Annotated in this window: 22 protein-coding genes; 12 read left to right on the top strand and 10 right to left on the bottom strand. The window is 39.3% G+C overall.

The features are described from left to right. The first annotated feature begins 267 nt into the window (after positions 1-267). From LG336_RS09580 to LG336_RS09595, 4 genes are read left to right on the top strand one after another with little or no spacing between them, the layout of a single operon-like run. Positions 268-1,011: a sugar phosphate nucleotidyltransferase gene (locus tag LG336_RS09580; protein WP_404332348.1), complete on the top strand. Its 744-nt coding sequence runs from the start codon at positions 268-270 to the stop codon at positions 1,009-1,011. Beyond that, positions 1,008-1,958, top strand: a complete 951-nt coding sequence (gene rfbB, locus LG336_RS09585; protein ID WP_404332349.1) for a dTDP-glucose 4,6-dehydratase — start codon at positions 1,008-1,010, stop codon at positions 1,956-1,958. The genes LG336_RS09580 and rfbB overlap by 4 nt, the downstream gene beginning before the upstream one ends. A gap of 12 nt (positions 1,959-1,970) precedes the next feature. Next, the gene (gene rfbD, locus LG336_RS09590; RefSeq protein WP_404332350.1) at positions 1,971-2,813 is read left to right on the top strand and encodes a dTDP-4-dehydrorhamnose reductase; all 843 of its coding nucleotides are present in this window, start codon (positions 1,971-1,973) and stop codon (positions 2,811-2,813) included. After that, entirely contained in the window at positions 2,810-3,268 is a 459-nt protein-coding gene (locus tag LG336_RS09595; protein ID WP_404332351.1) for a dTDP-4-dehydrorhamnose 3,5-epimerase family protein, read from the top strand. The genes rfbD and LG336_RS09595 overlap by 4 nt, the downstream gene beginning before the upstream one ends. A gap of 321 nt (positions 3,269-3,589) precedes the next feature. On the opposite strand, the gene LG336_RS09600 is transcribed toward LG336_RS09595, so the two are convergent. Next, positions 3,590-3,760 (bottom strand): hypothetical protein, encoded by a 171-nt coding sequence (locus LG336_RS09600; RefSeq protein ID WP_404333301.1) that lies wholly within the window; start codon positions 3,758-3,760, stop codon positions 3,590-3,592. Between the two features lie 102 nt (positions 3,761-3,862). Beyond that, complete coding sequence (locus LG336_RS09605; protein WP_404332352.1) at positions 3,863-4,027, bottom strand: NAD-dependent epimerase/dehydratase family protein; 165 nt, start codon at positions 4,025-4,027, stop codon at positions 3,863-3,865. Positions 4,028-4,205: 178 nt separating this feature from the next. Between LG336_RS09605 and LG336_RS09610 the strand changes: the two genes are divergently transcribed. Beyond that, positions 4,206-4,766, top strand: a complete 561-nt coding sequence (locus LG336_RS09610; RefSeq protein ID WP_404332353.1) for an acyltransferase — start codon at positions 4,206-4,208, stop codon at positions 4,764-4,766. A 102-nt stretch (positions 4,767-4,868) separates the two neighbouring features. On the opposite strand, the gene LG336_RS09615 is transcribed toward LG336_RS09610, so the two are convergent. The 3 genes from LG336_RS09615 to LG336_RS09625 are packed head-to-tail and all read right to left on the bottom strand — an operon-like array spanning position 4,869 to position 8,082. Beyond that, entirely contained in the window at positions 4,869-5,288 is a 420-nt protein-coding gene (locus LG336_RS09615; protein ID WP_404332354.1) for a sugar 3,4-ketoisomerase, read from the bottom strand. A 23-nt stretch (positions 5,289-5,311) separates the two neighbouring features. Continuing rightward, positions 5,312-6,469 carry a DegT/DnrJ/EryC1/StrS family aminotransferase gene (locus LG336_RS09620; protein WP_404332355.1) on the bottom strand — a complete coding sequence of 386 codons (1,158 nt, stop codon included), beginning with the start codon at positions 6,467-6,469 and terminating at the stop codon, positions 5,312-5,314. 8 nt (positions 6,470-6,477) lie between these two features. Beyond that, on the bottom strand, positions 6,478-8,082 hold the full coding sequence (locus LG336_RS09625; protein ID WP_404332356.1) for a glycosyltransferase: 1,605 nt from the start codon (positions 8,080-8,082) through the stop codon (positions 6,478-6,480). A 445-nt stretch (positions 8,083-8,527) separates the two neighbouring features. Between LG336_RS09625 and LG336_RS09630 the strand changes: the two genes are divergently transcribed. Both LG336_RS09630 and LG336_RS09635 read left to right on the top strand, forming a co-directional pair. Further along, the gene (locus tag LG336_RS09630; RefSeq protein ID WP_404332357.1) at positions 8,528-8,881 is read left to right on the top strand and encodes a hypothetical protein; all 354 of its coding nucleotides are present in this window, start codon (positions 8,528-8,530) and stop codon (positions 8,879-8,881) included. Positions 8,882-9,106: 225 nt separating this feature from the next. Next, positions 9,107-10,144 carry a hypothetical protein gene (locus LG336_RS09635; RefSeq protein WP_404332358.1) on the top strand — a complete coding sequence of 346 codons (1,038 nt, stop codon included), beginning with the start codon at positions 9,107-9,109 and terminating at the stop codon, positions 10,142-10,144. A 260-nt stretch (positions 10,145-10,404) separates the two neighbouring features. On the opposite strand, the gene LG336_RS09640 is transcribed toward LG336_RS09635, so the two are convergent. Beyond that, positions 10,405-11,871, bottom strand: a complete 1,467-nt coding sequence (locus LG336_RS09640; RefSeq protein ID WP_404332359.1) for a S8 family peptidase — start codon at positions 11,869-11,871, stop codon at positions 10,405-10,407. 54 nt (positions 11,872-11,925) lie between these two features. After that, positions 11,926-12,285, bottom strand: coding sequence for a hypothetical protein (locus LG336_RS09645; protein ID WP_404332360.1), 360 nt, complete (start codon positions 12,283-12,285; stop codon positions 11,926-11,928). 429 nt (positions 12,286-12,714) lie between these two features. Here LG336_RS09645 and LG336_RS09650 point away from each other — a divergent pair, with 429 nt between their 5' ends. The 3 genes from LG336_RS09650 to LG336_RS09660 all read left to right on the top strand — a co-directional run bounded on the left by LG336_RS09650 (position 12,715) and on the right by LG336_RS09660 (position 17,391). Then, positions 12,715-15,222 carry a hypothetical protein gene (locus LG336_RS09650; RefSeq protein WP_404332361.1) on the top strand — a complete coding sequence of 836 codons (2,508 nt, stop codon included), beginning with the start codon at positions 12,715-12,717 and terminating at the stop codon, positions 15,220-15,222. Between the two features lie 33 nt (positions 15,223-15,255). After that, on the top strand, positions 15,256-16,455 hold the full coding sequence (locus LG336_RS09655) for a hypothetical protein (RefSeq protein WP_404332362.1): 1,200 nt from the start codon (positions 15,256-15,258) through the stop codon (positions 16,453-16,455). Between the two features lie 666 nt (positions 16,456-17,121). Continuing rightward, a complete protein-coding gene (locus LG336_RS09660; protein ID WP_404332363.1) occupies positions 17,122-17,391 on the top strand; it encodes a hypothetical protein in 270 nt (89 codons plus the stop codon). Between the two features lie 168 nt (positions 17,392-17,559). Here LG336_RS09660 and LG336_RS09665 read toward each other — a convergent pair whose 3' ends face one another. After that, entirely contained in the window at positions 17,560-19,089 is a 1,530-nt protein-coding gene (locus tag LG336_RS09665) for a glycosyltransferase (protein ID WP_404332364.1), read from the bottom strand. 236 nt (positions 19,090-19,325) lie between these two features. Here LG336_RS09665 and LG336_RS09670 point away from each other — a divergent pair, with 236 nt between their 5' ends. Together LG336_RS09670 and LG336_RS09675 are read left to right on the top strand one after the other, a co-directional pair. Further along, a complete protein-coding gene (locus LG336_RS09670; protein WP_404332365.1) occupies positions 19,326-20,402 on the top strand; it encodes a glycoside hydrolase family 99-like domain-containing protein in 1,077 nt (358 codons plus the stop codon). Further along, on the top strand, positions 20,395-20,979 hold the full coding sequence (locus tag LG336_RS09675; RefSeq protein WP_404332366.1) for a class I SAM-dependent methyltransferase: 585 nt from the start codon (positions 20,395-20,397) through the stop codon (positions 20,977-20,979). The genes LG336_RS09670 and LG336_RS09675 overlap by 8 nt, the downstream gene beginning before the upstream one ends. Positions 20,980-21,143: 164 nt before the next feature. On the opposite strand, the gene LG336_RS09680 is transcribed toward LG336_RS09675, so the two are convergent. Both LG336_RS09680 and LG336_RS09685 read right to left on the bottom strand, forming a co-directional pair. Then, positions 21,144-22,136 carry a glycosyltransferase family 4 protein gene (locus tag LG336_RS09680; RefSeq protein ID WP_404332367.1) on the bottom strand — a complete coding sequence of 331 codons (993 nt, stop codon included), beginning with the start codon at positions 22,134-22,136 and terminating at the stop codon, positions 21,144-21,146. Positions 22,137-22,306: 170 nt separating this feature from the next. Further along, entirely contained in the window at positions 22,307-23,533 is a 1,227-nt protein-coding gene (locus tag LG336_RS09685) for a glycosyltransferase family 4 protein (RefSeq protein WP_404332368.1), read from the bottom strand. Positions 23,534-23,806 lie beyond the last annotated feature (273 nt).

A 23,806-nucleotide genomic window follows, 5' to 3' on the forward strand; every position in this document is an offset into this window, starting at 1 on the left:
AATAAGAGTTTCCCACTTTAAAACATAGTATGAATTCTTCGGGTAAAAGTGAGACGTTTTGTTGGGAAATAGACAAAAAAACGAGGAAAAATGAGTTAATGGAATTCGAAATCCTTATTTGGAAATCTCTTTCATGACAATGAGGAAATTTAGTTCCAAAAATCCAAATCCTTCATATAGTACTACAGAATTGCTTAATAGCTGATAGGAAGATAGGGATATGAGAGTATTTGCTTTAAAGGAGCTGATCATTATGGTGGGAATGATATGAAGGGAGTAATCCTTGCTGGTGGTTCAGGCTCACGCTTGTATCCACTTACCAAATGTCTGAATAAGCATCTTTTGCCAGTCGGGAAATATCCAATGATTTATTGGTCAATTTTAAAGCTCCGTGAAGCAGGAATTGATCAAATTATGATTGTTACGAATAAGAGTGACCTTAATTCCTTTATTGAATTGCTTGAGTTAGGTGAGGAACTAAATGTAAGTATTCATTATCGTATTCAAAATAACCACGGGGGAGGAATAGCTGACGCGCTATTGGGAGCGAGAAGTTTTATAGCTGAGGAAAAGTTTGTCATGTTGTTGGGTGACAACCTTTTTGATGATTCTTTGTTGCCATCTGTGGAATCATTTGAAAAACAAGGGATGGGAGAGGCGAGGGTGTTTCTAAAGAAAGTTGACGATCCCTTTAGATATGGAGTACCAACCATTGACAAGGAAGAAAAAAAAATCACCTCAATTATTGAAAAACCAAAAAATCCGCCGACCTCCTATTGCGTGACCGGAATCTATATGTATGATCACACTGTTTTTCCGTTAATTGAAACGATCCAACCCTCAGCTAGGAATGAGTTGGAAATTACGGATGTCAATAACTTATTTATTAAAAAGAATCTACTAACCTATGAAGTCTTACAAGGGTGGTGGATCGATGCAGGGACGCATGATTCGCTATTTAAAGCAAATCAACATTTTTATGGCAATAACGGTAAGGAGGGGAGGTTTTGACTAAGCACCTTCTTATTACAGGTGGAGCAGGGTTTATTGGATCAAATTTTATTTTCTACCTATTGAATCATACTGATTATTCGATAACAAATATAGACTTGTTAACCTATGCAGGGAAAAATATCGAAATTATACCCCAAGCTCAGAAAAGTCGGTATCGTTTTATCAAATGTGATATCAGTGATCCTGATCAATTATCTAAAGTATTTGATCAAAAGTATGATGTGATTATTAACTTTGCAGCAGAATCCCACGTTGATCGAAGCATCCAACAGGCTCATCCCTTTATTTATACAAATATAAATGGGACCTTTAACCTACTCGAAGCGGTTTTATCAGGCAAAGCGAGCAAGTTTATTCAAATCTCTACGGATGAAGTATACGGATCTCTGGAACCAAACGATCCTCCTTTTACAGAAAAAACCCCGCTTGCACCGAATAATCCTTATTCTGCAAGTAAGGCGAGTGCAGACTTACTTGTTAGAGCTTATTATAAAACACATCAACTTCCAATAATGATTACCCGATGCAGCAATAACTTTGGTCCGAGGCAGCATCCTGAAAAACTGATTCCTAAAGTTATCACAAATGCACTAAATCACGAGGTAATTCCATTATACGGAGATGGGCTAAATATCCGTGATTGGATCTATGTTGAGGATCATTGCCGTGCCGTTCATATGGTACTGGAAAAAGGTACTATCGGGGAAATCTACAATATTGGCGGGTCAGAAGAGCTGACCAATAAACAAGTTATTCAACTGGTTCTGCAACAACTTGGAAAAGACGAAGGCTTAATTAAGCATATAGAAGATCGAAAAGGACATGATCGCCGGTATGCTATGAATTCTTCAAAGATAAGGAATGAATTGGGGTGGAAGCCGATTACCTCATTTTCTGAAGGGATTCAAAAGACAATTGAATGGTATAAAGACAAAGGTATTTAAGGTGGTGTCTCCTTGAAGGTTTTAATCACCGGTGCAGAGGGACAATTAGGGAAGGAAATGATGAGGAAGCTAAGGCTGCTTCATTCTGTAGTCGGGCTTGGGAAAAATCAGCTTGATGTGACAAACTTTTTGAAAGTAGATGATTGCATTTCTAAGTTAAGGCCAGAAATCATTGTTCATGCTGCAGCTTTTACAGGAGTGGATCAATGTGAGACCGACAGAATCACTGCTTTTAAGGTAAATAGCATTGGGGCTGAAAATGTAGCATATGCTGCTAATAAAATAGGTTCACGCATGTTTTATATAAGCTCAGATTATGTATTTGATGGACGCAATGGCATTCCATATGTAGAGGAAGATCAACCCAACCCGCAATCTATATATGGAATGAGCAAGTGGCTGGGAGAGGAACTTGTCTCAAAATATAAGGAGACTACGATCATCCGTACATCCTGGTTGTACGGACATGAGGGAAAGAATTTTGTTAAAACAATGTTAGAGCTAGCAAAAAGGAACCGTGAAATTAAAGTGGTAAACGACCAAATTGGTTCACCTACCTATGTAAATGATTTGACTGAATCGATAATGACACTATTTCATAAAAAAAACGGGATTTATCACGTAAGTAATTCGGGTTCATGCTCATGGTATGAGTTTGCTAAAGAAATTTTTGTGAAGGCGGGGTATAATGCTGATTGCATCAAGCCGGTAACTACACAGGAATATGGAGCATTGGCACCGAGACCGCTTTATTCGGTTCTTGCCCACGATGCCTTAGATAAAGAAAATGTCAAACCTCTTCGGAATTGGGAAGAAGCATTAGCTCAATTTATTGAAAAGGAGGTAGTTCAATGATAGAGGGAGTTGTCATCAAAAAATTAGTAAAACATTGTGATGATCGAGGATTCTTTGCGGAATTGGTCCGTGATGATGAACCGGAATTGCTCTCGAAATTTGGTCAGGCTTCTTGGTCGATGTCCTATCCAGGTGTCATAAAAGCCTTCCATTATCATGATAAACAAGATGATCTGTGGTTTTTTCCTTCTGGTAATGCTCAAGTAGTTCTATATGATCTACGAAAGGGCTCTCCGACGTATAAAAAAACAGAGGTTTACTATATGGGGGAAGAAAATCCAATTATGTTACTTATTCCTAAAGGTGTTGCGCATGGTTATCGTGTACTAGGCGAGAGACCAGCTACCATTATTTATTTCACAACTGAATCTTATAATCTGCAGAGTCCGGACGAACATAGACTTGATTGGGATGATCCAGAAATAGGGTTTGATTGGGAGACAAAATATCGATAATCTATTTAAAGAGAGATTGGCGATTGAAAATCCGCTTTAATGACAAATGCTGAACATATTAAAGCGATTCGGAAAATGACGTCCCCCAGGGGCCACTAAGAGGTCCATTAAAAGAAAAGGCAGAAACGTTTACCAAAAGTGAACGTCTCTGCCTTCTTTTTATTTTAAAGGTTTGCTTAACCGGGGCTGTTGATTTCCACTTCAGGCGCTTGCTTTATGTCCCTTAAGTATTTTTTAGAAATGGCTCCGGAAGAAGTCGTGATTGATCCAAGTTCTCCTACCAAGTTCCGTAAATTGATTGAGACGTCTCTCTTCGGTCATTTAACTCAGAGAATGATAGGTTTCAGCCAACCCTTGTGCAATGTCCATCTTAGGATGCCAGTTAAGTAGGTTTTGTGCCTTGCTGTTATCTAGGCAACTGTGCTTTATATCTCCTGGCCGTGGACTTGTGGTGATGGCATCAATTTGCGATTGATGAATGACTGTCAACATTTCCAATAATTCATTTACTGATGTCTTACGTGTATTGTTTCCTGGTGCCCGCGCGCTACAGCTGCACTATTCGCCTTCACTACATCTTTATAATAGATAAAATCACGTGTCAATATCAACCGTATGGAGGTGGGAGAGGGGATGGACATAGTCGAGACTTCCAGACACCAAGATATCTATTATAGATTCCTTTACGCCACTAAGGATTAGTTCTTCAACCAGATGGGAGCCTATAAACCCTTCGCCCCCAGTAACAATAGCTTTCATTGACCTTACTCCTCTCGTCTTTTTTTTATCGTATGTAAGGGGAAAGAGATTTGTCTTAGGAGGATATCATTCACGGTGTGTGTTCTAAACATCACATCCGTACATATAGTATAGGGGGAATTCCTTCTTCTTTATAGAAGGGGATCAAACCGAATTGTAACCATGGAGGTGTTTCAATGTGTCGGATAGCTTTATTCATCCCAAGGCGTTAGTTGAAACGAAAAACATTGGTAAAAACACCAGAGTTTGGGCCTTCGCTCATATCCTTGCAGGTGCAATGATCGGACAAGATTGTAATATTTGTGATCATACTTTTATCGAGAACAACGTAATTATTGGGAATGAGGTAACGGTAAAGTCCGGAATATATATATGGGATGGGATCTATATTGAAGATAAAGTGTTTTTGGGCCCAAACGTTGTATTTACCAATGACCTACGTCCTAGAAGTAAACGAAATCCAACAGAATTTGTAAAAACCCATATATGTTACGGGGCAAGCATAGGAGCAAATGCAACGATTATTGCAGGGAACAAAATCGGGAAATGGTCAATGGTAGGGGCAGGTGCGGTGGTTACAAAAAACGTTCCTGATTATGCTTTAGTTTATGGAAATCCTGGAACAATAAAAGGCTATATTTGTGAATGTACAGAAAAACTTAATTTTGAAAACAATGCTGCTTCCTGTTTATGCGGAAAAAACTATTCATATAAGGAAGGGCAAGTACAGAAGCTTTAACATAATCACTAATTTTATTTCGAGATGACTTGGGTATAATGCTAACAAGCGAGAGTCCTAGAATAAGGGATTCTCGCTTTCGTTTGTAAAGAACTGTTATTCTCACTCTCTACTTATTTCGTTGTTTTCAGCAAGCGTTTTAAATTGTTCGTAATTTCTTATATAATCATTTTCATTATAATAATCACTCGCTAAAACTAACAGGACACAATCATCAGAGAAATCATACATCTCGCGCCAGACTAACGAACCTATATATAAACCCGTACTCTGATTGTTTAAGACCACTTCTTTCGTTACTTTATTGTTATCGATATGAATGGTACAACTGCCTTTAACTGCGATTAATACTTGATCGAGATTCTTATGAGCATGAAAACCACGTCTTACATTATTTTTCGTATCAAAAATATAATATACCCTTTTAATTTTGAAAGGAATATTTTTATGCTCCTCTAATGCTATTAGAGAGCCTCTGTTATCTCCTAAAACATCAAAATGAATTAATTTACTTTCCATCATATCCGCACCTTACCGAGAAATCATTAATATTTATTCACAATATTTGTAATGCTTTTAACATCTTCTAGGTCTAAAATCGGTGATATAGGAAGACTGATAACAGTGTTATGAATAAGTTCTGAAATGGGAAAATGATTACCCCGCCATTCCCGATATGCTTCTTGCTTATTTGGTGCAATTGGATAGTGGATAACTGTCTGTATATTGTTTTTTGTTAAATATTCTTGGAAATGGTCTCTAGTATTGGTTCTAACGACAAACAAATGCCAAACATGAGATAACCTGTCATGATTCTCAATATGAGGCAAAATGAGTCTTTCATTTGTTATATGATTTAAATAATACTCCGCAATTTTCCGCCGTTTCTCATTATCTTCGTCTAAATGTTTTAGTTTTACTGTTAGGATTGCAGCTTGTATCTCATCTAGACGGCTATTCATGCCTTTAAACAAATTTTTATATTTTTCAAGGGAACCGTAATTCCTGAGTGCTCTGATTTTTTTTGCTAATTCGCTGTCATTTGTAGTTATAGCGCCCCCGTCACCTAGGGCACCTAAGTTTTTACCAGGATAAAAACTAAATCCTGCTGCATCACCTAAATTACCTGTCTTTTTGCCGTAATAAACGGCACCATGGGCCTGTGCAGCATCTTCTATAATGATTAAGTTGTATTTATTCGCAAGGGTATATATTTCATTCATGTTAGCCGTTTGCCCATATAGGTGTACGACCATAATGGCTTTTGTCTTTTGGGTAATTTTTTCTTCAGTTTTTTTATAGTCAATAGTATAGGATTGAAGGTTTGGTTCAACAAGAATAGGGAGTGCATTAACTGCTGAGATCGCTAATATTGATGCGATATATGTGTTCGCTGGAACAATTACTTCATCCCCTTCTTGAATCCCATAAGCTTGTAAAATAAGAATGAGTGCATCAAGTCCGTTTGCTACCCCGATTGCATGCTTTACTCCACAATAGTCGGCAAAATTTCTTTCAAAATCCCCAACTTCCTTACCAAGGATATACCAGCCACTTTCAACGACACGATTTATAGCCTCATTCAATTCTTTTGAGTACTGATTATTTATTTTTTTCAGGTCTAAAAACGGGATCACGTCATTATCACCTTCTAATCTAGATTTTTTGTAATCTGTGATTGAAAAGGATTTTTTTATATACAAGATAGTATTTATCTTTTTAAAATGGTTAAACATTCATGATGACAATTATTTAATTCTGCAATAATAGATCTGTTATCCTTTTCGAAGGCATGGTCCAGAGCTAATTTATTTACATTGTGAATAAATCTAGTGCTATATGACAGCCATGTATTTAATAATTTTTTGTATTCATCAGAACTATAGACGAATACCGCATTTGTAAAAGAATCTTTTATTAAGTAATACCATTCTGAGGTGGCTTTTATCATATTAACTATATCATTAGTGTTTTGACCACTATGCCATCTGAAAAAGCTTAGTGGCTCTGCTATATAGACTGCATCACCATTGTGTATCAAATGTAACCAAGTGCTAATGTCCGACAACGGAACATATTGCCGGCCAAAATATGTTCCGAAATTTTCTTCTATATCACTCTTTCTGAACAATACAGTTGTGGGCTCACCTATAACATTTAATAAATTTGCGATTACAAACTTTCCTAACACACTCCCATTAACAACAGTATCGATTTTAAATAGCTTTTCTGTTGCCCTACGTGGACTTAAAATTTCTCCTTGTTCATTTATTAGTTGTCTAAATGAAGTGACAAGCTTAATGTTATTAAATTGAAGAAAATAATCCATCATGCTGGATATTTTTACACTTGAGAACAGGTCGTCATCATTCAAAAAATTAATATATTCCCCAGTTGATAACTCAAAGCATTTAATACAATTTTCTAGGCCTGTAGATCCACCTAATTTTTGTGGGTTTCTTACATATTTAATGTTCGAATCTTTTTCTAAATAGGACTGAATCATGAGTTCAGTAGTTTCATTCGTACTATCATCACAAACTATGATTTCAATATTTCTATAGGTTTGCCCAAGGACACTTTCCAACGCTTCTTTTAAAAAGTCGGGTCTATTATAAGTAGGGATTAGGATACTAACTAATGGATATAAAAATGTAGAATATTCATCTAAAAAAACATTTCGATAATATTCATATTGATTTCCCAAATAATTATAACCACAATCATGCATGCACCACGGTTCTTCTTGTTTGGGTACAACTACTGAATACCCCTTTCTTAAAAACTCTACAGAGTGAGAAACATTATAAAAATGCCAATCATCAAAGAGATCTTCACGCCACGGGATATCATACTGGGTAATCATCATAAATCCTTCAATCGCTTGAACAATTTTATAATCATTATCAAATTCATGAAAAGATATTAATTGCATTTTTCCAGTGTGACTATCGTGAAACTTACCAAACTTATTATGAGCATCCATCCATATCCCACTAGTTGGCAATACTTCACAACCCGCCACTCCTAAGAGACCGATCTGTTCATTGTTTTTAAAGATAGCCAAAAAATCATAAATGAAATTTTTATTACTAATAAATACATCTTGGTGAAGGTATACTTTATACTTTGCATTCGTTTTCTCCATGCCTTTATTATATCCAGCGCACATACTGGTTGCATTTCGTATTGGGATAATTTCTATTTCATAATTAACAGGTATGTTAAGGGATGAAATGTGTGAAATTGATTTATTAAGCAATTGTTCATTGTCAGAGCAGTAGATAAAGGCAATTTTATTTTCATTTATATCCATATACTTCACCTTCTAAAAATTAATTTTTATGAAATGCAGCAGTTTAATACATTTTATGCTTCAAAGCTATTTTTTATATTTCCTGATAAAAATAGGTTTCTTCATTAACTAATTTACCTGGTTATTATTGTATGAATAAAAAATAGAGTTGTTTGGGCTACGCTGATTTAAGGCAAACCATGCAAAACATTGTAAACTCTTATTACCCAAAGGATTTTTAAAGGCAAAAATTAGCCTATATTTCTTTGGAGGACTCCATTTTTCCCATTAAATGGAACAGTGGAGTTCTAAAGTTCATATAAATAGTTTCAGATACATTTGAATGATTTGTTATCGATCCTTTAGGTGGCACTGGAATATAAGTGAAGTAATTTTATTCCTAATATTCATTGCTTAGGATCTTCTGTAAATGTATGAATCTGGTTTAAAAGGAGGTTGAGAATGCTTGGCGATTTTATCAACTGGGCCAATCGATAATGACCCGAATGTGGGAGCGAGACCAACACAACAGGTAATTGTTAAAATGGTTAACACGGATTCAATCAATTCCTCTTTGGTCTTAATTGAGGGGTTTTATTTAAACGGAATAAGGACGTTGTATGTTCAAGAGCAAGTAGAATTATCTCCAAACGAAGTTGAAACGAGGAATTATTTTGCTAATTTTGATGCTTATGAATATGTTATTACCACAAGCGGACCAGCAGAAGAAAGTACGGAAATATCCATTTGGGGAACAAGTGCTTCCGGAGAACTCACAGCCTTACATCGCCTTGTTTCAGAAGAGCAGCTAGAAGAATAAAATCAGCAATTGTACCGGGTAAATAACACACTCGTTTAAAATTGTTTGAAAATAAGATATAGAGTACAAGGCATGAAAATGTTTTTATAGTATACTAATAGGCTTTTCTTGTTGTAAATCTAGGTGGAAATATTCTTTTTTTACATGCCTATGTAATTTAAACTCTATTTCTTCTCATGATTGAAGTGAAGAGAAAAAAATAACGAAAGGAGGTTGAAGGAGTCAATGGCTATATTATCAACTGGACCAATTGCAAATAATCCTGTTGGTGGCGAAAGACCTACTCAACAGGTAACAATTAAATTGGATAACAGAAGCTCCACTGATTCTGCTACAGTTTTAATACAGGGATATCATTTAAATGGTTCAAGGGTACTCTACGTACTTGAGACGGTGGAATTGACACCTAATGAAGTCGAAACGAGGAATTATTTTGCTAACTTCGATGCATTTGAATTTGTTTTTACTACTAGTGGCCCAGCCGAAGAGAGTACCCAAATATCAGTTTGGGGGAAAAATGCAATAGGACAATTAGTACCTGCACATCGTCTAGTTTCGGACGAACTCTTAGGAGCAGACGAGGGACCACAGGGACCGATAGGACCACAGGGAGACCAGGGACCACAGGGAGACCAGGGACCACAGGGCACCCAAGGACCACAGGGAGACCAAGGACCACAGGGAGACCAGGGACCACAGGGCACCCAAGGACCACAGGGAGACCAAGGACCACAGGGCACCCAAGGACCACAGGGAGACCAAGGACCACAGGGCACCCAAGGACCACAGGGAGACCAAGGACCACAGGGCACCCAAGGACCACAGGGCACCCAAGGACCACAGGGAGACCAAGGACCACAGGGCACCCAAGGACCACAGGGAGACCAAGGACCACAGGGCACCCAAGGACCACAGGGAGACCAAGGACCACAAGGCGACCAAGGACCACAGGGAGACCAAGGACCACAAGGCGACCAAGGACCACAAGGCGACCAAGGACCACAAGGCGACCAAGGACCACAAGGCGACCAAGGACCACAGGGAGACCAAGGACCACAGGGAGACCAAGGACCACAAGGCGACCAAGGACCACAAGGCGACCAAGGACCACAAGGCGACCAAGGACCACAGGGAGACCAAGGACCACAGGGAGACCAAGGACCACAGGGAGACCAAGGACCACAGGGAGACCAAGGACCACAGGGAGACCAAGGACCACAAGGCGACCAAGGACCACAGGGAGACCAGGGACCAGTAGCTTAATATTTTCCATTAAAAGGCTGACTCAAAGGTTGTTCATATTATGACTTTTTGGGTCAGTTTTTTTATCATTTATTTAGGGCTAACTTTTTTGCCTTCTTCAAAGATTATGTATTAAAAAGTAACCCCCATTTAATATACCAAAAAAGTCAGCATACTAAACGGGGAGTATAGGGTGTGGGTTCTAAAAACTGAGAGATTGCAAATAGGGGAAATCATAAATGTTTACATAATAGTATCTCTTCTTATTGCTTTATTAAAGCTTAAGACGTTAATGGGGTAAGATCAGTAAGGTCTGTAAGCTCAGGTCGTAAAATTAGGTTGATTATTGTATTGGTGCTGTCTAAATTCGTAAAAGTGGCAGTAAAATCACTATATGGAGCTACTTTTATTTGAAACTCAACAGGAGAGTCAAAGCCAATGGTATAGTTTTTTGATGTGACCTTCCCGGGTCCAATAACAAATACTTCTGAAATAAACGGGGTGAAAGTGCCGTTTGTATTCAATCTAAATGCCCTTAAAGTAACTGTTTGGACAATGCTTTCTTCCTCGTTAATCATATCAATGAATAGTTTGTTTCCTTGTGGTACACTATTTCGAATTGCTCCAGTCGTCAATATGACATTATCTCTTAGTGTAAGCTGAATTGCTTTAAGAGCATTGACTCTCCCATATCTATAGAAAGTTCCAGTACCTTGAACTCTGTCTGTTGTCGATTCAATGATTCTTCGGACTTTATCTTTTAGGGAGGGATTTACAGCAAGAATTAATCCAGCTAGTCCACTTACAAATGGTGCTGACATCGACGTTCCATTTAAAAATCGATACTCCCCATTAATAAAGGTTGACAATATACTTACCCCAGGTGCAGCAACGTCAACCCAAGAGGCTCCAAAACTTGAAAAGGAGGCTTTCTGGTCGTTTTCGTTAGTAGCTGCAACACTTGTTACTTCTGGATAAGCTGCAGGATATTGCAGTTCACTTGTATTATTGTTACCTGCTGACGCGACTAAAATGACTTTTCTGCCTGCGGCATATTCTACTGCGGATTGAAGAGTAGAGCTGTTTATATTGGAACTGAGGCTCATATTAATAACATCAGCACCATTGTCAGCAGCGTATATGATTCCCATGGCCACGCCACTAAAGCTCCCTTGATTAAACTCATTTAAAACTTTAATATTCATTAATTTAACGGCGTTAAACGTGACACCGGCAACACCAAGGCTATTATTGGTAACAGCACCTGCAATTCCCCCTACATGTGTTCCATGTCCAGTCTCATCTTCGGGATTCGATGAGCTTGAAAAATTTGCATTCAGAACAATTTTGCCATCAAGGTCAGGATGATCCAGGTCTAGACCGCTATCTAATATGGCAATCAGGACGCAGGAAGTACAATCTGAATTAAGGACATCAGAGGGAATTAAATCCCATGCTTCAGGTGCCTTTATCTTAGTTAATCCATATTGCTGTGGAAACAAAGGGTCATTCGGTATCAGAGTTGAATGGACCATTCCGTCTTGTTCAACAAATTTCACTTCACTTAATGCACAGTATTGGCTAAGGCATGCCTGTAAATTATCTGGGTTGACATGCACTACGTCAACATGAATTTGTGGGATTTCTTCGATAAACGTTATACCAATTTGTTTGTGGATTAGATGACGTATTTCAGAAGAGATATGTGGATGGAAGCCTACTAGGAGCTTGCCTAAGGATACATTCAATTTTTTTTCTCCTTTCTTTTGAATGATTTTCCTGATAATAAGAGTTTAACAGCATTAAGAAATAGGTGTGAGGGCGGATATTTCTGTGAGTTCTGGTCTGAAAATTTGACGAATAATGGTGTTTGAACTGCTTAAATAGGTGAATGTGACTGAGAAATCATTGGAAGGAGATACGTCGATTTGAAATTCGACCGCTGGTAAGAATCCTACTAAGTAGCTTCTTGCTGCAAATCTCCCAGGTAAGATAGAAAAGGCTTCGGAAACAAAAGGAGAGCGAGTGCCATCTGGTTGTAAGCTAAATGCACGGATAAAAACGGTTTGTGGAACACTAACATCTTCATTGATAATATCTAAATTGATTCTGTTTCCTTCTGGAAGCGCCTTACGAATTGGACCAGTTGTCAAAGCTGTCAATATACATCACTCCTTTCTAATATGTGTGATATTATATGTTTTTTCTTTGAAATGGCTTGTACATATGTCCCATAAAAAAATACTCTGGTAACTATCTCATTCTCAGATTATTTATACCATGATTTGAAAATTTTACTATATAAATCCTTCTTTGCATTGTTTTTTATATAGGCAGGGACTTTAGTTTCTTAACTGGGACTTGTTTCAGATGAGCTGTTGGAAGAATAAAATTAGCAGGTGTACTGGGTAATAACACACTCGTTTTTAGATAGGTTGAAATAAGATACAGAGAACAAGGTATGGAAATTTACTTAAGTATTCTTATAGGCTTTATCTCGCTATAAACATACCTTTTATTATCGTGCCTTTGTGATTTAATCTCTATTTTTCCTGTTTGAAATGTGAAAAAAACGAAAGGAGGTTAAGTGATTGGCAATATTATCAACTGGCCCAATTGCAAATCATCCTGTTGGTGGTGTCAGGCCTACCGAGCAGGTAACAATTAAATTGGATAATAAAAGTACTACCGACGCTTCTTTTGTTTTAATACAGGGATACTATTTAAATGGTTCGAGGACAACCTATGTACTCGAGATGTTTGAATTAGCACCTAATGAAGTCGAAACGAGGAATTATTTTGCTAACTTCGATGCATTTGAGTTTGTTTTTACCACAAGTGGTCAAGCCGAAGAGAGTACTCAAATTTCAGTTTGGGGGAAAAGTATCTCCGGACAACTAGTGACTGCACATCGCTTAGTTTCAGATGAACTGTTAGGTTCAAACGAGGGTCCACAAGGCGACCAGGGCCCACAAGGAGACCAAGGGCCACAAGGGGATCAAGGGCCACAGGGAGACCAAGGCCCACAAGGAGACCAAGGCCCACAAGGCGATCAGGGCCCACAAGGAGACCAAGGTCCACAAGGCGATCAAGGTCCACAAGGCGATCAGGGTCCACAAGGAGACCAAGGCCCACAGGGAGACCAAGGTCCACAAGGAGATCAAGGCCCACAGGGGGATCATGGCCCACAAGGAGACCAAGGCCCACAAGGAGACCAAGGCCCACAAGGAGACCAAGGCCCACAAGGAGACCAAGGACCACAGGGAGAACAAGGTCCACAAGGAGACCAAGGCCCACAGGGAGACCAGGGCCCACAGGGAGACCAAGGCCCACAGGGAGACCAAGGCCCACAAGGAGATCAAGGCCCACAAGGAGATCAAGGTCCACAAGGCGATCAGGGCCCACAAGGAGACCAAGGACCACAGGGAGACCAAGGTCCACAAGGAGATCAAGGTCCACAAGGAGATCAAGGTCCACAGGGAGACCAAGGCCCACAAGGAGATCAAGGTCCGCAAGGAGACCAGGGTCCACAAGGAGATCAGGGTCCACAAGGAGATCAGGGTCCACAAGGAGATCAAGGTCCACAAGGCGATCAAGGTCCGCAAGGCGATCAAGGTCCGCAAGGAGATCAAGGTCCACAAGGAGATCAAGGTCCACAAGGCGATCAGGGTCCACAAGGAGACCAGGGTCCACAAGGAGATCAAGGTCCACAAGGCGATCAGGGTCCGCAAGGAGATCAGGGTCCGCAAGGCGATCAAGGTCCGCAAGGAGATCAAGGTCCGCAAGGAGACCAGGGTCCACAAGGAGACCAAGGTCCACAAGGAGATCAAGGTCCACAGGGAGACCAAGGCCCACAAGGCGATCAGGGCCCACAAGGAGACCAAGGTCCAATTAGCCAAGAGGTTCAAATTGAAAGTATTGGTCCAGAAGTTAGCTCGCAATTCGATGAATTAAACACTTCAGAAAGGACACCAATTGTTGAACTAACCTCTGTGTATGGTCTATCCGATTTACGTGACTTAGTTGAAACAACAGGCTCTGGAACGGTAACCAACACAACAGTGGAATACCAAGTAACGACAACCACTGGAGCTACAGATAGTGCCACACTAGATAGTGTGGAAAGAGGTAGATATATGCCAGGATATGCAGGGCAAGCAGGCATAGGAGTTCGAATACCATTAGCCCCTACCAATGACCAAGTATTCCGTTGGGGGATGGTAGATGATGTGAACGGAGCATTCTTTGGTCAAAGTGTAGCTGACGGAATATTCGTCGCAATAAGAAGAGCGGGAGTAGATACAATTATTCCTCAAACGTCTTGGAATGGGGATCCGTTGGATGGTACAGGACCGAGTGGTTTAACGCTTGACTTAGCATTAGGTAATATTTTTCAAATCACCTTTACTTGGTATGGTTACGGCGTGATTGAATTTAACGTAGTCGTGCAAAATCCAACAACACTAGCACAGGAAGTTGTGACAGTGCACCGATTCCGCCCAGCAAATGAAACGAGTTTAACAGATCCCAACTTACCGCTGCGGGCACAAATCGAAAATAATGGTGCTACGGCAGATACTCGAAATCTATTTGTAGGAGGAAGACAATATAGTATTTTAGGTAAATTCAATCCTGAATTTAGAATTACTTCCGAAAGGCGAACTGTTACGGTTGATACGGGAGGTCTGCCAGTTATATCATTCCAGAGGAAGCCTGAATTTCCAGCAGGTTCTTCGAGACCGAACTCTGTGAGTGTGACATTAGAGGGTTTAGATATCGTTACAGATGATGATGTATATTTCCAAGTAATTGTAGGAGGAACCCTAAATACAGCATTTACTACCTTTCCAACAGTAACGACTAATATTCCAAGTAATGAAACTGCTTTACTTGTTAACGATGATGCTACCACCATTACAGGGGGGCAAGTGGTTTACCAGGGTGTTGCAGCGGGAGCCCAAGGGTCTAACAGACAGTTAGCGACAGCCAGTCTATTAAGCTTTCAACTTCCAGATGAACAACCAGTTTCACTAGTAATTGGGACATTCAGCGGACCAACAAGTGTATCAGCGGTATTCAGAGTAAATGAAGAATGGTAAATAAATGCGATTTTAATAGAAAGGAGGGTTTATATGGTTTCAATTAATAATGTCGGACCTAATGTTAGTTCTCAATTTAGTGAACTTATGGTCTCAAGGAGAACTCCTGTAGTTGAATTAACTTCTGTATACGGTTTATCCGTTTTACGAGATTTAGTTGAAACAACAGGCTCTGGCACTGTAACTAACACAACAGTGGAATACCAAATAACAACAACCACTGGAGCTGCAGATAGTGCAACACTAGATAGTGTGGAAAGAGGCAGGTATATGCCAGGATATGCCGGTCAGGCAGGTATAGGAGTTCGGATACCACTAGCCCCAACGAATGACCAAGTATTCCGTTGGGGGATGGTAGATGACGAGAACGGAGCCTTCTTTGGTCAAAGTGTAGCTGACGGAATATTCGTCGCAATAAGAAGAGCGGGAGTAGATACAATTATCCCTCAAACGTCTTGGAATGTAGATCCGTTGGATGGTACAGGACCGAGTGGTTTAACGCTTGACTTAGCATTAGGTAATATCTTTCAAATCACCTTTACGTGGTATGGTTACGGCGTGATTGAATTTAATGTAGTCGTGCAAAATCCAACAACACTAGCACAGGAAGTTGTGACAGTTCACCGATTCCGCCCAGCAAATGAAACGAGTTTAACAGATCCCAACTTACCGCTGCGGGCACAGATTGAAAATAATGGTGCTACAGCGGAGGTACGAAATTTATTTGTAGGAGGAAGACAGTACAGTATTCTTGGTAAATTCAATCCTGAATTTAGAATTACTTCCGAAAGGCGTACGGTTACAGTGGGAATAGCAGGCTTGCCAGTTATATCATTTCAGAGAAAGCCTGAATTTCCTGCAGGTTCATTGAGACCGAACTCCGTAAGTGTGACATTAGAGGGAATAGATATTGTTACAGCGAATGATGTATTTTTCCAAGTAGTTGTGGGGGGAACTTTAAATACAGCGTTCACGACCTTTCCTACTACAAATACTAATATTCCTAATAATGAAACGGCTTTACTTGTTAACAATGATGCGACAACCATTACAGGAGGAGAAGTCGTTTTTCAAGGAGTTGCTTCAGGTGCCCCGGGTGCGAGTAGAGATTTGGCAGAAGCAAATTTATTAGACTTTGAATTGCCTGATGATGAGAGTGTATCTTTAGTGATTGGAACTTTCACTGGAACCTCTCTCGTTTCTGCAGTGTTACGTGTAACCGAAGAATGGTAAAAATTTTTGTTGTTCCAAAAGAAGTTACTTTTGGAACAACTTTATTAAAATAAATGATCTTATATTTAAAGGTGTTAAAACCAAAGAGTTATATAAGTGGAAGGCGAAACCTTCGCAAATTGTTGGGCGTATGTTCGTCGCTATTGGGTGTCAGTTATACAACGATTTATATCAACTCGAAAGGAAAATTAAACACTTGTCTCCGAGTAAGCGAAGAAAAAACGCCAAAAGTAGTCCAAGCCATTTGTAGATAAATTCCTCGAGTGGGTTAAAATGTCACCATTCTACGGAAAAAAATGCACTAACAAAAGCAGCTGAATACACAAGTGGCGGCCAGAAACTATTTGCTAACTTGGATGCATTTGAATTCGTGTTTACTACAAGTGGTCCAGCCGATGAGAATACTCAAATTTCAGTCTGGGGGAAAAGTATCTCCGGACAATTTGTGACTGTACTTCGATTAGTTTCAGAGGAACTGGAGGTTCAAACGAAGGTTCACAAGGCGATCAAGGTCCACAGGGACCACAAAGAGCGGATGCTCCGACACTTGCTTTCGTTAATAATCTTGCTTCAATTACTATCTTCCCCCCGTTAAATACAGAAGTAACAGTTGCAAGCGTTACAACTGACGTTGTAGCCGGTCAGAACATCAAAGTGGATTATGCTTTGGGGGTTGAACCTGTTACTACGGCTAATAGTACAATGACAATCGAATTTCGAACCTACCGAGATGGGGCACTGCTTCAAACAAAAGTGTTCAATAGAAGCATAAGTGGCGCAGGTACTCAAAGATTTATGGTTGGAAATACCTATGTCGATACTGCTCCAGCGACGAATCCGACTTCAACATATGAGTTGCGGCTTATCGTAACGGCTGCAACCAATATCACCTCGGTTACTGCTGTCAATAGAGATTTGAATCTAATCAAATTTTAATCAAAATTCATCAATTAATCATTGTTGATCCTTTTTATCAAGGGCTGCCTGAATTTGCGGGTGGGCCCTTTTTTCAAACAAGTAAAACTAAGAAAGTTGATCGATTGCGTAAAAAAAGCTGAAGAAGTGAAGTGTTCTTCAGCAAACCAATATTTTAAATAAAATGAGTCAGGGCATAACGACCTCTTTTTCCTTGCATGAAGCACAGTATTTAGCATATTCAATACATGTTTCTAACGAATCATTGGGCTCCATCGGCCACCAACGGATCGCTCCTGTAGGTGCTTTGGAAGCAAACCTTATAACGTCAGACGGAACGTTGCCGACAACGACAACTTCTATTTCTGAAAAATTATTTTCCAGTGCCTTGTTTAGCGTGTTATATAAATGAGTATTGTCGCCTGGAGGTAAAGAATAGGGAATCGGATATAAGAAAGATTTTTTTGCTGGATTTTCATCTATGATATGAACGGATTTTCTCGATGGATCACCCGGAGGTGTCTCCCACACACGTCTATATGGAAAAAGTTCAGGTAAACCGAGTTCCTTGAATCTATCAAGTATTCTATTTTGATAAAAAATTCTAAGCTCATTTACTAGAATCTGAATCTGTTTGTTTCTAATAAACGTAAAATTATTTCCATTCTCATTTCGGTATTGGATATACACTAAGTCTGGTATTGCCGCAAACTTAGTACAAAGGAATGTCCGTACTAACAGATCATAATCATCTGCAACTAAAAGTTCTTCCCTATGGCCACCAACTAAATGGTAACAATCCCTCGTCCAAGCACGTGGATGATTCGGTAAACCAACTAAATGACGGATTGTGTTTCTATTGATGGTTGTATGCTTTTGAACATTTTGCCAACGGTTCATTTCATGAATCCAAACTCGATAATGGATACTGTATCCATAGCCACAATCCCAGCCATACCAATGAGCGTTTTTGCTCTCTGCATATACTTCTGTACAATCACCATAAACAAAACCACAATCTGGATGTTGTTGAAAGGCATGCACAATTTTTTCTAAACAATCAGGAGTTAGTTCGTCATCATGGTCAACTTCTACTAAGATTTCACCAGTACATAGACCAGCCGCATACCTTTTGATTGCCCCTATATAGCCATTACGCTTATCCTGTCGAAACCTTCGAATACGAGAATCTTCTAAGGGAAGCAACGATTGGTGGTAGGTCTCATCTTCATCACCAGAGTCATCTACAATCACCCATTCCCAATTTTGGTACGTCTGATTCAAAAGAGAATGATACGGCCGCTGAATTTTCCCTTTTGACTTATAACTGGCTGTAAATACTGAAACTAAAGGAGTATCCGAAGTAAACCGAGTCGGTGGAATAGTCCTTTTCTCTGGGAGAGGATCAGTATGCTTAAGCCAGCAGTGAAATAAGTTATAGGGTTGAATCTCAGTTGGAGAGTGGAAGTGTAGCCAACGTTTTCTTTCATGAAGAGGTAAATTCCTAAGTGTTTTAAACTCTTCCCAACCTGATCCTAAAGAGACGAAAACGCGAGGTTTTTTTGGATGATGATCTACTAATTGATCATCAGGCCGACAAATATTCACCATGATGTGGCTTTCAGTTAGTTGCGTTATTAACTCTGTCAATTCATCTGTTGAGATACCTGTGGAAACAAAAAGATAGGTTGTCAATAATGGAGTATCATCCGAAGACATGTTTATTCCCCTTTCACCATACTTAGCAAATGGGAGGTTGCCTTTTTCCCAACCTCCTCTTCATATCAATTGCTTTTTTTTCATATAGATAATTTGTATGCGCTAAGGCGTGAAAAGTTCCTGCCAATCTATGGAGGCATGACGAACTTTTGAACATATTATATCTACATCGGCTTTATATAGAATGACGCGCTAATTGAGTTTACTTATTTAAAAATTTATGGGGAGAGATGTTTTTGAAACTGATCGCTTTCTATTTGCCTCAATTTCATGAGACTGAAGAAAATAATCGTTGGTGGGGAAAAGGATTTACCGAATGGACCCATACAAAAAAAGCAAAGCCATTATACCCTGGACATTATCAGCCAAGAGAGCCCTATCAAGATTATTACTATGATTTGACAGATGAAAAAGCACGGGAATGGCAAGCACAAATTGCAAGAGAACATGGAATCTATGGCTTTTGTTATTATCATTATTGGTTTAAGGGGAAAAGGTTGCTTCCGAAACCATTCGATGCCATTCTACAAAAAGGGGAGCCAGATTTTCCTTTCTGTCTTTCTTGGGCAAACGACCCGTGGATAAATACATGGACCGGATCAAAGAATGAGGTGTTGGTAGACCAAGATTATGGAGACGAAGAGGATTGGAAAGAACATTTCGAATTTCTCCTAACAGCCTTTAAAGATAAGAGGTATATCAGAGTAGAAAACAAACCTTTATTTGTTATTTATCGTCCTAGTGGTATACCCAAATGTGAGCAGATGCTGGATTATTGGCAAAGATTAGCTGTTAAAAATGGGCTAGAGGGCATCTATTTTGTCCAAACGCTAAATAGATTTAGCAACCCCGACCTTCAAGGATTCGATGCTCGTATTGAGTTTGAGCCTGGATACACAATGAATTTAACAAATGGTATCCATTGCGGAAAAGCAGTGGATGGATTTAAGCAAAAATTTAATCTTATGGATTACGATAAATATTGGTCCTATATTCTAGAAAGAAGGGTGGAAAATAATCATGTGAAAACTTTTTTAGGAGCGTTTATGGATTGGGATAACTCTCCAAGGGTCGGAGGAAGATCGCCACTTATCTTTACCGGCGCAACTCCAGAAAAATTCACTTATTATTTAACCCAACAAATAAAAAGATCGATCGAACTAAATAGTGACTTTATATTTATTAATGCTTGGAACGAATGGGGCGAAGGCACCTATTTAGAACCGGATAACCAATACGAGTTTCAGTATTTGGAAGCAACAAGAAAAGCTTTAGAAAATAACGGTTTAATCAGAGGTGAGGAAAATGACTGAAAATGCGTTTCAAATTGGCCAATTGTACCAGTTCATTGATTCTGTCAGTGGATGGTTGTCAACAGCAGAGCAAACCGCACTACTCCATTTGCCAGCTCTCGTGGATCATTTAGAAGGGGAGATTGTTGAGATTGGTTCCTTTAAGGGGAAAAGTACCGTTGCATTAGGTCTTGGGAGCAAGTGGATCAGTGAAAGGAAGCGGACTATTTTTGCGATTGATCCATTTGTTTCTAATGGATATTATGCCGATTATTTCAATGAGTTTCAGAATAATATTTTATACTATCGTCTGGTAAACTATGTTACTCCAATAAAAAAATTTAGCCATGAAGCTATAAATGATTGCCCTGAGCACATAGCAGCCCTTTTTGTAGACGGAGACCAAAATTATTCCGGAGTAAAAAAAGACATTGAGTTATTTGCACCAAGAGTTGTCGGCGGCGGATTTATCGCATTTCATGACTACACGATTTATCCTGATGTTAGAAGAGCGGTTGACGAACTATGTGAGGGTAGAGAATATGTACTTGTTTGTGATTATGATAGTTTGCGCCTCATAAGGAAGCTAAAAACATAACATATCTCAGATTAAGGTACCATGTTTTATTTATAAGAAGCCGCAAGAAATTCACACCTCTTGAATGACCGTGGGTGACGTTAGTAATGAACCTAGGACAATGGAGGTGGGCGCCGATTGGAGCGCCCGCTTATTGTTGTAAAATATATAAAACGAATTTTCTGTCATTTTATCCCCTGGTTTAAAGCTGACTGGCAGATTTGTTCAAAAATAGAACCACTTCTCTCAATTGTCCACTGTTCTACATCTTGTTTTGCTTGTGTTGAAAGTAATTTTCGTAATGTTGGATTTTGAATCAATCGAACAATGTCCGAAGCCAAGCGTTTTTCATGGCGATAAGACAATAGACAATTCATTTCATGCCGGCAGTATTCAGTATTTCCTCCAGAGTAAACAGTGGCGAGGGCAGCTCCACATTTCATCGCTTCTAATCCAGGCAAGGAAGCTGTTTCATAGACCGAGGATGAAACAAAGATATCTGACTGGCTATAAAGCCAGCATAATTCCTGATCATTTGCTGGAGTAAAGCAACGAAATTGATTTTCATCCCGTAGCTTTTGTAGTGACTCAGAATGATAAAATTCTTGTGGTGGGCAAATTAAATTGATTTGCAGGTGAGGGTATTGCTGTTTAACAATAGTTAATTGTTCGAGCAAATAGTCTTGGTCTCGTTGCCACGCATAGCCTCCTTCTGGCGCTCTGACGACTGCAGAGATTTGAAGAGCTTGATTTTGTTGTCGAATTCCTTTGTCTTGAAAGCTGGGGTTGATATAAATGGGAACAGTTTGTCCTTTTATTCCATGCAATAATGAAATCAACTCTTGTTGATACTTCGAAATAGTTATTAAATGAGGAGTTGTATAATAAGAATGAAATGATTTGTTTTGCTCAGGTAAGAAGACCGGTTCATAACATAAGCTAAAACGAATATGGAGCCCCTTGCCGTTTTGACTGGCTTGATGGGCTGAAGGCACAGTTGTGAAAAAATTTGAAACGATTAGATCGCTGTAAGGGTAATCGCGTTCAACTAGGTTTCCAACACTCTCTCCATAAATAATTTTTGCACGAATATCGTATTCATTGATGCTTTGTTGGGGCATAAGGATTGTTACATCATGCCCGGTATCAGCTAGGTAGTTTGTGATATCAGCAAGCATCCTCTGTGCTCCTCCCTTATTCAATGATAAGATCGGGAAGGTGAATCTGATTTTATTACTTTTCCTTAACATAACTTACATCTCTCCAAAAAATCCGAATTTTTCTTCCTTATTTCCAACACTCCTAATCCCGACGCCGTATAGGTTAGATATTTAATGGGAGATTTCCTTTATAAAGAAAGTTGCTTTTTTGAAAGTGCATTTTGGTATACATTTAATATGCTTTGGATGGCGTTATCCAATGACCAATAAGATAATCCCCAAGATTGTGCATTTGTCCCAAGAGTTTCTCTAAGCTGTCTATCTTCAAGTAATCTATTTAAGTTGAAGCAGAGGAGCGATTCATCTCCCGAAGGGGATATAATTCCCGTCGATTCATGGTTCACCATTTCAGGCAAGCCCCCAGAGTCGCTGACTATTACAGCCTTTCCGGCTATTTGTGCCTCAATGACAGATAAGGGTTGATTTTCAAGAAGACTTGGAGCGACAAAGATATCCGAACTTTCAAGTAAAGCAGGAATATCATCTCTTCTTCCTAAAAAAAATACATTGTTTTCCAGACCTAAGGCAATGCTTTGCATTTGTAATTCCTCTTTTTTATCCCCATCGCCAACAATCCAGCAAACCCAATCATTTCGGATTTGTTTTAACTGGGCGAGTGCGCCTACTAGGTGATGGACGCCTTTAATTTCCGTTAATCGGCCAGTATATGTGATTATTTTCTTGTTAACTGGTCGCTTAACGGGAGGACTTTCTTTTAATTTTTTTGCAAAACCTTCTATATCGTATCCATAGTGCAATACTTTAATTTGTTCTGGGGATACAAGAAACTCGTTTATAAGCATGTTCTTTAGCCAATTGTTTGCTACAATGGTGCATTCTCCTGATGAAGCGCCGTCAAATTCAAGTTTATCTATATAGGCGCATGCCTGCTTTGCCGTGGGGGTTTTTAAAACATTATTTACATGTTGCTTTAGCTCGTGGGCCACGGAGCCATGTAAGGAGGCTACTAATGCAGAATGATTGGGTCTGATTCGGTTCATACATGCAGTAGACAGAACATCTTGAGTGTGAATCAAATCGTATTTCTCAAGTCCGAGATAGGTAGCTCCTAATTCATAATAATAACGAAGAAATTCATAATGTTTTATTAAGGGGTCCTTATGGATAATGGCGTTGGTTTGTTGATCCAGTACTGGATACAGGAAAGATTTTAATTGATTCATTTCAATTTGACGCTGCTCATTGACAATGTGTACAAAGTGATTTCCCTCACCATATCCTAACAAGTCTACCTCATGTCCTAATGACTCTAGACGTATTTTTAATTGCTGCATATAATTCCATATTCCACCTAGATGAGGAACCATAAAGAAAGTGGCAAGCAAAATTTTCATTTATTACAGCTCCTTTCTTGAAAATGTAGAAACATTCTCTTTCCTGTCTTTCTTATAAGTATTCAAACCATTTCAATCCTGTTATGGACGGATGTCTTGGTTGTTGTCCCATTTTTTATGTAAGGGTTATCTATTTGGAAAATATCATACGAACAGGTTAAATATTGTATCGCAAGCCTAACGCAAGAGCATGTTTAAAAGCATAAGATAAGTAAGGTGGGTTTAATAGAATCGAAATAACAAGGTGAATAGTAAAATGAGAAACTTATGGTG

The organism is Mesobacillus maritimus (assembly GCF_044803185.1).
Classification (GTDB): domain Bacteria; phylum Bacillota; class Bacilli; order Bacillales; family Cytobacillaceae; genus Mesobacillus_B; species Mesobacillus_B maritimus_B.

Excerpts from the sequence above, each read along its gene's own strand:
- LG336_RS09635 (WP_404332358.1), top strand. The coding sequence starts at position 9,107 with ATGGCTATATTATCAACTGGACCAATTGCAAATAATCCTGTTGGTGGC.
- LG336_RS09615 (WP_404332354.1), bottom strand. The coding sequence starts at position 5,288 with ATGATGGAAAGTAAATTAATTCATTTTGATGTTTTAGGAGATAACAGA.
- LG336_RS09655 (WP_404332362.1), top strand. The coding sequence starts at position 15,256 with ATGGTTTCAATTAATAATGTCGGACCTAATGTTAGTTCTCAATTTAGT.
- LG336_RS09675 (WP_404332366.1), top strand. The coding sequence starts at position 20,395 with ATGACTGAAAATGCGTTTCAAATTGGCCAATTGTACCAGTTCATTGAT.
- LG336_RS09595 (WP_404332351.1), top strand. The coding sequence starts at position 2,810 with ATGATAGAGGGAGTTGTCATCAAAAAATTAGTAAAACATTGTGATGAT.
- LG336_RS09680 (WP_404332367.1), bottom strand. The coding sequence starts at position 22,136 with ATGCTTGCTGATATCACAAACTACCTAGCTGATACCGGGCATGATGTA.
- LG336_RS09625 (WP_404332356.1), bottom strand. The coding sequence starts at position 8,082 with ATGGATATAAATGAAAATAAAATTGCCTTTATCTACTGCTCTGACAAT.
- LG336_RS09580 (WP_404332348.1), top strand. The coding sequence starts at position 268 with ATGAAGGGAGTAATCCTTGCTGGTGGTTCAGGCTCACGCTTGTATCCA.
- LG336_RS09665 (WP_404332364.1), bottom strand. The coding sequence starts at position 19,089 with ATGTCTTCGGATGATACTCCATTATTGACAACCTATCTTTTTGTTTCC.
- LG336_RS09600 (WP_404333301.1), bottom strand. The coding sequence starts at position 3,760 with ATGTTGACAGTCATTCATCAATCGCAAATTGATGCCATCACCACAAGT.
- LG336_RS09685 (WP_404332368.1), bottom strand. The coding sequence starts at position 23,533 with ATGAAAATTTTGCTTGCCACTTTCTTTATGGTTCCTCATCTAGGTGGA.
- LG336_RS09605 (WP_404332352.1), bottom strand. The coding sequence starts at position 4,027 with ATGAAAGCTATTGTTACTGGGGGCGAAGGGTTTATAGGCTCCCATCTG.